Genomic DNA, 11,961 nt, shown 5'->3' on the forward strand with positions numbered 1-11,961 from the left:
ACTGAATATTGTCATTAACTTAATCCTGTTATAACTTAATCCTGTTACTAACTTAATCTTGTTACTAACTTAACTTTAAATATATTAACTGTGAATATAGAAAAATATTAAATAGTATGGTATGGTATCGTATAACTGTTTTCTTATATATAAAAAATAATAATGTAAAGTACAAAATAACGGTAAGAGTAAAGGCTTTATCTTGCTAACTGCTTTTCAAAATTCCAAGAAGAAATTAGCTTTAAAGAACAAAGGCACTTGAATTTGATAGATTATACTAAACCAAAAGAGAAGAAAAGTCAGTTTTTCCAGGATCAACTTTATAAAATAAAAGTTAAGAATTAAAAAGAAGATAAAAAACGTTAGTAAAAAATTAAATACTATACATTCGTAACATAGGAAAAACCTTAAGTTTAAATGTTAGGTTTTGAAAAACGATTTGTAAACTCTAGAATTTCAAAGAGTTTTTTAAAATAAAACTAACTGAAATTTAGAACTGATAAATTCAAAAAATTAAAAAACAAATAATTGAGTAAATCCGATAAACATAAAAATTATAAAAACTTAAAGTAAATTCCAGAAAATGTAAAAATGTTAAGGAGACCTGAAGATCCTACAAGTTCTGAAAGGACTCCTGAAACCCTGAAATCTAAAGAAACCCTGAAGAGACTCTAAGGAACTCTAAACAATCCTGAAAAATTCTGACGAGACTCTGAGGGAGAAACCCTAAAATACCCAAAAGAAACCCTAAAAGGCTCTAAAACACCTTAAAATGCCTGAAGAGAATGGTGATAAAAATGAAAATTAGAGTTGTAAGTTCAAAAGAAGAGATAGACACTTTAAAAAATGATGAGGAAATTATCCATCTTGCATTCAGACCATCCAACAAGGATATTTTTAAACTCATCCTGAAGTGTCCAGAAGTTAAAGCGATCCACATCCCAAGCTCATACAAGAAAACAATTTCCAGTTCCGCACAGATGTATCTTTCCATGCAGAACATTTCTTTACTTGAGGGTGATGTGTGGGGACACAGAAAAGATATTAATGAGTACTCCGAAATCTCCCAACGTGTTTTCGATCGCATACAGGAACTAAAGAAAGAAGGGTTTTCCGACGAAGATACTGTTGAGAAACTCGTAAGAGAAACAAGACTCAGCCCAGACTTTGTAAGTTTCATTATGTCTAACTGATCATCTAACTGATAAAAAATAACATAAGCCGGTCATCTTGATCGGCATCTGTTTTTTTATAAATCTGTTTTTTTATAAAATTCGTTGCTCAAATTGAGCGCGCTGATAAAGCAATTATTCTGTTCAAACTTTTTTGACTATTAAATAGACTTCTCTGAAATCTCTCTGAGAGAAATCTTTCGTATTTTCCTGCCGGACTCCAAAATAATTGGCTCCAGAATTATCTTTTATAGATTCCCGGCTAAAAACCTGGGCATGACCGATGGCAGTTAATTTAGCAGTTAATTTGGCAGTTAACTTGACAGTTAGTTTGGCAGTTAGTTTGACAGGTAATTTGACAGGTAATTTGATAGGTAATTTGATAGGTAATTTGATAGGTAATTTGACAAGGTAATTTGACAGTAGTTATAGAAAATCAATGTTAGTTTCAGATACATGATATTGGTTTAAGATAATGGGTTTAGCTTTAGGTGATCAATAGAAGTTTCAGATATAATGAGTACAGTTTCCTGATTCTGAAACTTTATTCAGGATGACGTATCTGCTCCTGTTCACTCAGATAAAAAGAATGGCATCCTGAGTAAAAAGCTTAAGTAAGATAGCGAAAAGATTTAACAGGATTTCATGACCGAGTTTGAACACATGCTTGTAAACTCATTTAATACATACATTGAAGAAAACGGAATAAGAGCTATTTCCTATAGACTTAAACAACATAGATTTACTCCGCAGTTTCTTGATGTACTTGTGGACTCTCTTAATCCAGATCTATACCTGGGAATTGAATGCAAAAGCATCTCAGTGGACAAGGGAGCAAATGCACTTTACTTCTCTCAGCATTTTACCGTAGATAAAAATGGAATTCATCAGATAGAAAGAATTTCAAACTACCTAAACAAATCAGGAAGACGTGGCTTTCTTGCAGTGGAGCTTCGCCTGGGAACCGGACACGGTAGAGAAGCATACATGATTCCCTGGAATGAGCTCAAAAAAAAATACTTTGATAAAGATCTCAAACTTACGCTACAGGAGATTCGGAGTTTCCCAGAAATCAAAAGAGAAGGAAAAAATTATAGGGTTGACCCTATGGAGTGGGAAAGAAAATAAAGTTTGAAAAAGCGCTTAAAAAGCGCTTAAACTTGAGGCAAGTAGAAAACCGTGGAGAGAATAATGTCTGAGACAATGAAAGCACTTTATAAAGAGGCGGCAAAGTGTGCCGAAGAGATTAAAAAGTATAAATCAGTCCACGTTGTTTCCCATATTGATGCTGATGGGCTGACTTCTGCAGGGATTATCTGTACTGCCCTTGAACGCGGAAATTTTGAATATACAACACGCTTTGTCAAGCAGCTTGATGAAAAGGCTCTTGATACCATCGCAGATGAAAATCATGATATTGTCATTTTTACGGACCTGGGAAGTGGGATGTGCGAACAAATAGAATCCCGCGGGATTCATGCAGTGATCTCAGACCACCACCAGCCTCAGGGAAGCTATCAATTTCATCTGAATCCTCACCTTTTCGGAGCAAATGGCTCATATGAACTGAGCGGCTCGGGAAGTACTTACCTGCTGGCTTCAGCCCTTGGAAAAAATCAGGATCTTTCCTCGCTGGCCATAGTAGGAGCAGTTGGGGACATGCAACATCTGAAAATGGGGCAGCTTGTCGGGATCAACAGGGAAATTCTGGAAGAAGGAGTTAAAGAAGGCACTCTCCAGTTCAAAAAGGACCTGACCCTATTCGGAAAGCAAACCCGCCCGATTTATAAATTGATACAATATTCCTCTGACCCTTATCTTCCCGGACTTACAGGAAATGAAGAAGCTTGCATCGAGTTTCTTCATACTCTCAACATTCGCTTCAACCAGAATGAACGCTGGAGGCGCTGGATTGACCTTGAAGACCCGGAAAAACAGAAAGTTGTCTCAGGACTCATCCAGTATTGCCTGAAATCAGGTATACCTTCGTATAAAATCGAGCGCCTGGTAGGTGAGGTATATGTTCTTCTAAGGGAAAAAGAAGGTACGGAAATGAGAGATGCTTCAGAGTTTTCCACCCTTCTTAATGCTACTGCACGTTATGACCATGCTGAGATAGGACTTGCAGTCTGCATGGGAGATAGAGAGAAAGGCTATGAGGACGCCCGCAAACTGCTTGCCGAACATAGACAGAACCTTGTTAACGGGCTCATGTATGTTAAAGAAAAAGGAGTCGTTCAGCTTGAAAATATCCAGTACTTCGATGCTGGCTCGGAAATAAAAGAAACTATCGTGGGAATTATTGCAGGCATGAGTTCCACACTGGTTAAAAACAGAAATCTTCCCATTATTGCTTTTGCAAAAGCCGAAGGAGGGATTAAAGTATCAGCCAGGGGAACACAGGATCTGATTCGCAGAGGAGTTAACCTTTCGGAAGCAATGTCAATGATATCGGCTGAAGTTGGAGGTGCAGGCGGCGGACACGATATTGCAGCAGGAGCAACTATTCCCAATGGTAAAAAGGAAGAGTTTGCAAGAAAACTGGATCTGTTTATAGGAGAACAAATGCAAAGAAAGGCACATTCAAAGTAAAGAACTAGCCTTCTGAAACACACTCTAAAAAACTGAACTAAGTCGTGGGTAAAGGCTCAATAAAAACAAAGAAATTTTATAATAGGATTTGCCATTGAGCCTTAAACCAGATCTTCAATTCTGCTCATCTCTTTGAATGAGATTAGTCTTGACATTGCACTGGTATCTATGTCAATTCCATATTCCTGTACAACAGCCATAGGATTTGTCCCTCCTATAACGACTATTCCGAGATGATCTCTCTCTATGGGAACATCCAGAACCCGTGTGTTTGGCTCCCCAACTTCCAAAATTCCACTAAAGCCTGCATCCAGAAGGTCAGAAAGGCAGCTTTCAATTTCATCTCTTGCAACCATAGGAGCTTCCCTAAGATTTGCAAGAATCTTACCTGAGCCTGTTCTGAGCATTTCCGATACAGAAGTAATACCCTGTGACATCAGGATTTCAAGCGGATCTACAGTCGTACTTACATAGGTCAGCACATCAGTGAAACGAACCGGAACTCCGTTTCGGATCTGAACAACTCCTCCAAGTTTAGGGTTTACAGGAATTCCTGCCTTGAGAAGCACACCGTCAATAGTAATGCTGCATACGGTCCCGATACCTACCTTTCCTTTTTCGATAGTCAGGTCTCCTATAGATTCTCCCTCGGAGACTATCTTAACATAGGGAGTCACAGAAAGCCCGCTTGAGATTACCATTTTGAAGATCCCAAGCACATCGTCCAGATCTTTTTTATCAATAAGTGAAAGATTAAGAATGATATCTCCATCCATTATCTTAGGATCAAATGTAGTCCTGAACATAAGATCTCTTATTCTGGATGATGTAAATTGAACACGGTATCCATTTTTTTGCATTTCGAACCTCCAGTAGTTGAAGGTATTTATACTTATTATAAGTTATGTATTAATTATGTGCTATAATTATGTACTAATAACCATATAACTATAATATATGTTTTTTATTATAAGTTATGTATTAACTATGTTCTCTAATTATGTACTAATGATCATAATATAATTATAATATATGTTTTTTATTAGAAGTTATGTATTAATTATGTGCTCTAATTATGTACTAATGATCATAATATAATTATAATATATGTTTTGAGCCTTTATCACTTATTTTTTGCGCTCTCACCTACCCATAGAACCGGATTACTATAGGGCGGGAAATAAGAGTAAAAGTTTTCTGAGAGAACGAACTTAAAAAGGAAAAACTAAAAAAGTCCAGTATGTTTAAGCTGGAAAATAGCCTGTTTCTCAGAACACTCCTGTTAAGAATCCTGTAAAATCCTGTGGAGCCGTTAAAAATCTCAGTTTTTCAATTCTATGCACAAGCTCATACATACATTCTCCGGAACCGAGCCCTAGATTATCGTATGCAAGGGGTTCAAGATGGCGGATAGGTGGTGTATTCCTGTAAAGAGGATTTTTGACATAACCATCTTTAAGCAGGAAATAAGAAGCCCCGGAAAGTCTTTTTATAGGTTCATAAACCGAGGAAAAGTCGCGACAAACCCAGTTTGCCATTTCGAGAGTTTTATCGGAAGCGTTTATAGTCACATGCCCGTATCCAGGAGGAACAAGTACTAAATCTCCTTTTTTTGCTTTTATGACTACGACATCTAGAACAAAATCTTCCTCTCCACTTTTCACCTTTTGCAGAAGATAAGTAGCAGAACCTTCAAGTACCTGATAAATTTCAGGATAGTAGGCATTTGTTCCTGGAACACGCGGATGGTAGTGGCCTACAGTTTTAATATATTCAGATCCAAGCATTGCGGGAGGAATTACAGTAATGTCATACCTCAGGTGATGAGCTTTAATTGCTTCAAGTTCAGAGTCACTTTTCGCAAGGTCCCTGAACATGTAGTACACATCCCGATTTCGTACCTCTGTTTCTTCAAACCACTCCTTATCAAACACCACATCTTCCATATCATGGAGTCTTCGGACATCTGCCACAGAGACTTTATCCCCGAACTTCATTGTAACTTCCATCGAGTTCCCCTTTCCTACCAGAGCATATAGCTAATATTCAGATTACAAACAAGAATTTACTATAAAGGCGCCAATACATTACCAGAGTCGACTATCAGGAACAGCACTATAAGTATAATAAAGTAACTGACGGAAATACTACTGCAGCCTGATTTTTTACCTCTTGCTATTTGAAACCTGAAAGATAATACCTCTCAGGCATTCAGAGCATTTTCAACCATTTTAGGGTAAGTAAGCTCTATAATAGTTTTCAGATTAACTGTATCTTCTCTGTTGTATTTAATAAGTGTATCCAGAGCTTCACGATCTCCTTTCTCATATTTTTTCCAGAGCCTCACGGCATCAAAACCTGTTATGCCCTCAGTACCGTCGCTTCGGGTGATCCCGAGTAGTTTTTCAATGTTTTTTAAACCTCCACTGTACCCTATTCGCCTTAAGGGGTACATAAGGTCTATATGGAGCTGATTGAACTCAATTTCGGGAAATTCGGATTTTATGAAAGGTAAATCAAAACGGGCACCATTGAAGGATACAAGTAGCCTGTATTTTGAGAACTCTTCTACAATGTCATCAAGGTTAATATCTTTTATATACGTTTTTGATTCTTTTCCGTTGTAGATTCCCACAATAGTTATTTCATCTCGGGACTTAGAAAGTCCCGTTGTTTCGATGTCTACAAATGCAGCAGAATCGGAAAATAAGGAATATGCCCTCCAGTGCTCGGCAGAAGGAAGGCATTGTGAGAAAAAACAATGATCTTTTGCTGCAAGGTGCTCAGAAGATATCCTCACCCCTTCACAAATTCTGGCCTTTCGTGATGAAGGTATAGAGATCCGGTCTTCCATTTCAAGAAATTCTTTCCAAGTATGTATACCTTGAGCCCAGATTTTTCGTTCAAGGCCCTTTCCTACACCCGGAATATGAATGTATGTATTATTCAGCATATTTCCCCTGAACCAATTGGGGGTAATATTTAATAAAAATACTGCATGAAACTGGAAGTGTTCTAAAGAGAAAAACAACAAATTCAAGAACTAGATATAGTATAAAGTGCGAACACAGATATAACAATAGTGGCTGAAAGATGATAAAGAGTCACGTTACAGGATAAATTTTTAAAGATGGAAAGTCCAAAACTATTCAAAATAAATTATATAATATAGGTGTGCAGTTAATGGCTAAAATTTCCGTGATTGGTGCAGGAAACGTAGGGGCAACTACAGTCCAGCGACTAGCTGAACTTGAACTTGGCGAAATTGTCATGACGGATATTGTGGAAGGACTACCGCAAGGAAAAGCCCTCGACCTTATGCAAGCAGGGGCAATAAAAGGTTATGATACGTCAATAATTGGGACCAATGATTATGCAGAGATCGTAGACTCTGATCTTGTAATAATTACAGCAGGGATTGCAAGAAAACCCGGAATGACTAGGGAAGATCTGATTAAAACAAATTCTAAAATAATAGCAGAGGTTTCCAGAAATATTGCAAAGTATGCTCCGGACTCCGTAGTAATTAATGTCACAAATCCACTTGACATTATAACGTACATAGCTATGAAATCAACAGGATTTGAGACAAAGAAAGTATTCGGAATGAGCGGAGTTCTGGATTCGGGACGTTTTGCAAGCTTTATTGCAGAAGAACTGAAGTGCTCGAAAAAAGATGTTCAGGCAATGGTTATAGGTGGTCATGGAGATCTGATGGTGCCTCTTCCTCAATATACAACAGTGTCAGGAGTTCCACTCACGGACCTGCTTCCAGAGGACAGAATTGCCAAGCTGGTAGAGAGGACAGTAAACGGAGGAGCAGAGATCGTAGAGCTCCTTAAACAGGGCAGTGCTTTTTACGCACCTTCAGCGGCTATTGTCTCAATGGCGGAAGCCGTTATTAAAAATTCGAGGAGAATTTTGCCTGCTTCGTCTTATCTTGAAGGACAGTACGGGCAGGAAGGTATTTACTTCGGTGTACCCGTAAAGCTTGGGGCATCAGGAGTAGAAGAAATCCTTGAACTCAAGCTAGAAGAAAGCCAGTACGAGATTCTCAGAAAATCCTCAGAAACTATTCGAAACACGATTTCACAGCTAGAAGTATAAAGAAATAAACTGGAATAAGAGATAAACTGAGATTCAAAGGGGATTAATCAGAATAAAAAGAAAGGTTATATAAAAGACTGAAGAGTTCTGATCACAGGTAACCCAAAAATTTACCTGTGAGCCAGAAAAATTCTCAAAAAGGTATCTTCTCATTCTGGACAGTTGCAGGAAAAAGGTAAGTAAGCTGTAGCCTTTGAGTAAACAAGAGTAAAAACAGCTTAACACTTTTAGAACTCCCTCTTCTTAGTTCAAACATCGGACAAAGAATTTAACAAAACGAGACCATTTTTATCTCTCGCTAGTTAAAATAAGGGGATTTATTATAATAATGATTAAGATTCCATTTTACCTGAAAATGTGAGATAAAACTAGAGATGACATAAGTTAGCAAAACTGTAAGATATATAAGTATGTTTTTCATATAAGATTAGGATAAAGATTTAAATTAATTTACAAAGCAGGGATATGATGCGCGCAGAACTTACATCACTTTTTGGTTTAAACGTGTACACAAACGCTGGTGTTTATGTAGGGAAGTTGCAGGATCTCGTAATTGATATAGAAGATCAGAAAATTACCGGGCTTGCTATTTCGGATATCAATAGGGAACTTTTTGACCTGACTACCAGGGGCGTAATTATTCCTTACAGATGGGTTATAACGGCAGCAGATATCATAATAGTAAGAGATGTTATCCAGAGATACAAAAAGCGAAAAGAAGATTAAGTTAATCTGAAAAGTACATGAAAGACCGGGAAATTTATGCTGAGATGCGCTGTATCCCTCCGGTGGTTGTGCGCGCGGACGGCAGGAATTTTAAAAATACACTTAGGGGCCTGGGCTTTGGAAAACCCTATGACCAAACTTTCGCCAGGGTAATGGCGGATACTGCTGAACTTTTTATTAAGAAAAGTGGTTTAAGCCCTCTCTTTGCTTACACTTTTTCGGATGAAGTTAGTTTTCTCTTTATGGAACTTCCCTTTGAGGGAAGAGTAGAAAAAATTGATTCTGTCACGGCAAGCTTTCTGGGAAGTGCACTTACGATAAATTTGCAACTTGAAAAACCTGTGGCTTTTGATTCTAGAATAGTAGTTCTTCAAAAAGAGGAGATTCCTGCGTATTTTCACTGGAGGCAACTTGAAGCCTGGCGCAATTTTGTGTCAGCCTGGGGATATTATACGTTGAGGGATGAAGGAATAAGTAAGGTTGAGGCTTCGAAATGTCTCAGAGGAAAAAAAGAATGGGAAATCCATGAAATGCTTTTTGAGAGAGGAATCAATCTTTCAACTCTTCCTGCCTGGCAGAGGAGAGGAGTTATTATTTCAAAAGAAGAATACGAAATATCTGGCTTTAATCCCATACTTGACAAAGAGACAAAATCTCTGCGTAGAAGGGTCACTCAAAACTGGGAAATCCCGAATTTTAAATCTGAAGAAGGCATGGCATTTTTACAGAAACTTATTAATAGGAATTAAGGTTTTGAGAATAAGAAAATAAAAGGAATGTAGAGGCAATGGACAGACTCGACCTTATAAAAAGAAATGTTCAGGAAATCGTAACTGAAGGAGAACTTGAAGAGCTTCTTAACAAAAAAAAAGCTCCACGTGCCTACGTCGGATACGAACCTAGTGGAAAAATCCATATGGGTCATGTTCTTACAGTAAATAAACTAATTGATCTCCAAAAAGCCGGATTCGAAATTACTGTCCTGCTTGCGGACGTGCATGCTTATCTTAATAGGAAAGGTACGCTTGAAGAAGTCCGAAAGATTGCAGACTATAACAAGCGCTGCTTTATTGCCCTCGGGCTTGACAAAGAAAAAACTAATTTTGTTTATGGGTCTGACTATCAGCTTGGAGCAGAGTACATGTTAAATGTTCTCAAACTTTCAAGGTCAGTGACTCTGAATAGGGCTCGCAGGAGCATGGATGAAGTCGGGCGTGCTATGGATGACCCAACCGTTTCTCAGATGGTATATCCACTGATGCAGGCTATTGATATTGCTCTGCTCGGAGTTGATATCGCAGTTGGAGGTATTGACCAGAGAAAAATCCATATGCTTGCACGTGAAAACCTAAAGAATCTAGGATTCGAAACCCCAATCTGCATTCATACTCCAATTCTTCTGGGATTAGATGGAACCAAGATGGCTTCATCAAAGGAGAATTTTATTTCGGTGGATGACACTGAAGAAGAGATCTATAAAAAGCTTAAGAAAGCGTACTGTAAGATCGGAGACACGGAAGAAAACCCAATTCTCGCTCTTTTCCGCTACCATATATTTCCTAGATACGAAACTGTTGTCATAGAGAGACCTGAGAAATTCGGTGGAAATATAACATATGTGAGTTACGAAGAAATGGAAAATGCTTTTGCAGCAGAAAGTGTTCATCCAATGGATCTGAAAAATTCAGCCGCAAAGTATATAAATGAGATTCTGGACCCTGTCAGGAAAGTTCTGCTTTAAATTATGGGATGGCCGGGCTCTTCTCGGCCACTTCAGAGAAAAAATAAGAATAGAACCTTTATCCAAAGTATAAGATATAGGTTCACGTAAAACTTGTTGCTTAAAATAAGGTACTTATTTTAGAAATGAAAGAAGCTTCTGGATAAAATGTTATATAGCTATAGATCATAGAATATTTAAAGGGTCGTCTAGCTATTCAGGGTGCTTTTATGAAATATATTTACCAGGACTCTACGGAACTGCCTGTACAGCGGGATTTCATTGAGGATCTGAGAACTTTTTTAGATATAACTTCCCGAGTAATCCCTCTGGAAAACTCCATAATAGAAATAAAGTGCAAGCAGAAAGAAACGCTTCATGAACTGAAGAGTAGAATAGAAGGAATGAATTATTTTGAAGAGAAGCTTGAGACTTTACTCAGAAAATTGGTAAATGAAGTTGATATAGAGGACATTATACCCTGCACTAACGCAATCCTGCAAACATGCAGCGAGAATCTCGGGAAAAGAAGAGAAATCCTCAAAGCTGAGTATACAAAAATAGAAGATGGTACTCCAGAGGATTATAAAAAAGTTGAAGAAGATATACTTGAAGTTCTTAGCAGGTTTTTAATCACAGGAGTTTACGGAGCTGAAAAGAGATTTGAACTTTCCATCAATACAAATAGCATTTCAGGAGAAATGGAAGGTTGGGTCTCGGGTTTGCAGTATCATTACACACTCACTTTTACAGAAGAGACTCTGACAGTAGAAAAACTACTTGGAAGCTTAAGCCTGCCAGGATGGACGCGGGCAGGCATCCTGAGAAAAGAAGAAAAAATAAAAATGCAGAACCTTTCCGAATTTCTTGTAACTTTTCTAGAGTATGACACTCAGAAAAACATACGTATAGCCCTGGAAAACAAAAAAGCAAACAGGAAATTCAGAATTGAAGGCGGAGATCACAGATATTTTGTATATGAAGATGATAAGGAAATCACCTCGGATAAAGAGCTTGGGGATTTCATTGATATGGAAAATCTGGCAAGAATTCCTGAAAAAATTCAGGCTTATTTCATGGCAAATATCCGCACCTACAACCTTTCAAAAGTCCTCCTTGACGAAGAGGATGCCATTTCTACCAATCAGATCTTCGATTGCCTGAAAGTTATTGCAGAGCAGTATGGAGTAATCGTACAGGAATGCCTGGCAAAAGGACACAATAAAGAAGAGATAACCATCAAAATGGAAAAAGCTGATGGCACACGGACTGAGAAATATATAACAAAGACTGAAATCTACACCCAACTGGCAGAGGTCGGAAGTGAAGGCATTGAGATTGCTGGAATACTTGGTGTTGATAGCAGAACTCAAATAAAAGATAAAAAATACCTGATTGTCTAAAACTTTTCTTGCACTTTATTTTTAGAGATAGGACTTACGCACTTGAGGACCAAAATCAATTACGTCAAAGATTGTGGATTAAAGTCATGCTTTAGACATTTAACGGTTTAATACTGCTGATTCTTCAGTTCAACTACGTAAGTCCTAATCTATTAGACTTCAAAATGCAAGTAAGTTTGCAGATTCAATAACAGTAGAAGATTGTGAGGTTGACGGCTTTTATCCCCCACCTACCAGATAG

11 protein-coding genes are annotated in these 11,961 nt (G+C 37.9%); 8 read left to right on the forward strand and 3 right to left on the reverse strand.

Features of this window, described 5'->3' with window-relative positions:
• Positions 1–797 precede the first annotated feature (797 nt).
• The 3 genes from A9239_RS03835 (at position 798) to A9239_RS03845 (ending at position 3,764) form a co-directional block, all read left to right on the forward strand.
• Positions 798–1,193 (forward strand): DUF1699 family protein, encoded by a 396-nt coding sequence (locus A9239_RS03835; protein ID WP_048121705.1) that lies wholly within the window; start codon positions 798–800, stop codon positions 1,191–1,193.
• Between the two features lie 624 nt (positions 1,194–1,817).
• On the forward strand, positions 1,818–2,300 hold the full coding sequence (locus A9239_RS03840) for a hypothetical protein (protein WP_048156232.1): 483 nt from the start codon (positions 1,818–1,820) through the stop codon (positions 2,298–2,300).
• 63 nt (positions 2,301–2,363) lie between these two features.
• The gene (locus A9239_RS03845; protein WP_048121709.1) at positions 2,364–3,764 is read left to right on the forward strand and encodes a DHH family phosphoesterase; all 1,401 of its coding nucleotides are present in this window, start codon (positions 2,364–2,366) and stop codon (positions 3,762–3,764) included.
• A 101-nt stretch (positions 3,765–3,865) separates the two neighbouring features.
• Here the strand turns inward: A9239_RS03845 and nrpRII are convergent, their stop codons facing one another.
• From nrpRII to A9239_RS03860, 3 genes are all read right to left on the reverse strand, one after another.
• Positions 3,866–4,624 carry a global nitrogen regulator NrpRII gene (gene nrpRII, locus A9239_RS03850; RefSeq protein WP_048121711.1) on the reverse strand — a complete coding sequence of 253 codons (759 nt, stop codon included), beginning with the start codon at positions 4,622–4,624 and terminating at the stop codon, positions 3,866–3,868.
• A gap of 408 nt (positions 4,625–5,032) precedes the next feature.
• Positions 5,033–5,773 carry a glucose-6-phosphate isomerase family protein gene (locus tag A9239_RS03855; protein WP_048121713.1) on the reverse strand — a complete coding sequence of 247 codons (741 nt, stop codon included), beginning with the start codon at positions 5,771–5,773 and terminating at the stop codon, positions 5,033–5,035.
• Between the two features lie 194 nt (positions 5,774–5,967).
• Positions 5,968–6,717: a ribonuclease H-like domain-containing protein gene (locus A9239_RS03860; protein WP_048121715.1), complete on the reverse strand. Its 750-nt coding sequence runs from the start codon at positions 6,715–6,717 to the stop codon at positions 5,968–5,970.
• A 230-nt stretch (positions 6,718–6,947) separates the two neighbouring features.
• On the opposite strand from A9239_RS03860, the gene mdh reads away from it, so the two are divergent.
• From mdh to A9239_RS03885, 5 genes are all read left to right on the forward strand, one after another.
• Positions 6,948–7,871 (forward strand): malate dehydrogenase, encoded by a 924-nt coding sequence (gene mdh, locus A9239_RS03865; RefSeq protein WP_048121717.1) that lies wholly within the window; start codon positions 6,948–6,950, stop codon positions 7,869–7,871.
• A 468-nt stretch (positions 7,872–8,339) separates the two neighbouring features.
• On the forward strand, positions 8,340–8,597 hold the full coding sequence (locus A9239_RS03870; RefSeq protein WP_011306735.1) for a PRC-barrel domain-containing protein: 258 nt from the start codon (positions 8,340–8,342) through the stop codon (positions 8,595–8,597).
• A gap of 17 nt (positions 8,598–8,614) precedes the next feature.
• Complete coding sequence (locus A9239_RS03875) at positions 8,615–9,346, forward strand: tRNA(His) guanylyltransferase Thg1 family protein (RefSeq protein ID WP_048121718.1); 732 nt, start codon at positions 8,615–8,617, stop codon at positions 9,344–9,346.
• 38 nt (positions 9,347–9,384) lie between these two features.
• Entirely contained in the window at positions 9,385–10,338 is a 954-nt protein-coding gene (locus A9239_RS03880) for a tyrosine--tRNA ligase (RefSeq protein WP_048121720.1), read from the forward strand.
• Between the two features lie 209 nt (positions 10,339–10,547).
• Positions 10,548–11,720: a hypothetical protein gene (locus tag A9239_RS03885; RefSeq protein ID WP_048121722.1), complete on the forward strand. Its 1,173-nt coding sequence runs from the start codon at positions 10,548–10,550 to the stop codon at positions 11,718–11,720.
• The last annotated feature ends 241 nt before the right edge of the window (positions 11,721–11,961 follow it).

The organism is Methanosarcina sp. A14, assembly GCF_001729375.1.
GTDB classification, from domain to species: domain Archaea; phylum Halobacteriota; class Methanosarcinia; order Methanosarcinales; family Methanosarcinaceae; genus Methanosarcina; species Methanosarcina barkeri.

Coding starts and splice junctions, on each gene's coding strand:
- A9239_RS03880 (WP_048121720.1), top strand. CDS start 9,385: ATGGACAGACTCGACCTTATAAAAAGAAATGTTCAGGAAATCGTAACT.
- A9239_RS03875 (WP_048121718.1), top strand. CDS start 8,615: ATGAAAGACCGGGAAATTTATGCTGAGATGCGCTGTATCCCTCCGGTG.
- A9239_RS03840 (WP_048156232.1), top strand. CDS start 1,818: ATGACCGAGTTTGAACACATGCTTGTAAACTCATTTAATACATACATT.
- A9239_RS03885 (WP_048121722.1), top strand. CDS start 10,548: ATGAAATATATTTACCAGGACTCTACGGAACTGCCTGTACAGCGGGAT.
- A9239_RS03870 (WP_011306735.1), top strand. CDS start 8,340: ATGCGCGCAGAACTTACATCACTTTTTGGTTTAAACGTGTACACAAAC.
- nrpRII (WP_048121711.1), bottom strand. CDS start 4,624: ATGCAAAAAAATGGATACCGTGTTCAATTTACATCATCCAGAATAAGA.
- A9239_RS03855 (WP_048121713.1), bottom strand. CDS start 5,773: ATGGAAGTTACAATGAAGTTCGGGGATAAAGTCTCTGTGGCAGATGTC.
- A9239_RS03860 (WP_048121715.1), bottom strand. CDS start 6,717: ATGCTGAATAATACATACATTCATATTCCGGGTGTAGGAAAGGGCCTT.
- A9239_RS03835 (WP_048121705.1), top strand. CDS start 798: ATGAAAATTAGAGTTGTAAGTTCAAAAGAAGAGATAGACACTTTAAAA.
- A9239_RS03845 (WP_048121709.1), top strand. CDS start 2,364: ATGTCTGAGACAATGAAAGCACTTTATAAAGAGGCGGCAAAGTGTGCC.
- mdh (WP_048121717.1), top strand. CDS start 6,948: ATGGCTAAAATTTCCGTGATTGGTGCAGGAAACGTAGGGGCAACTACA.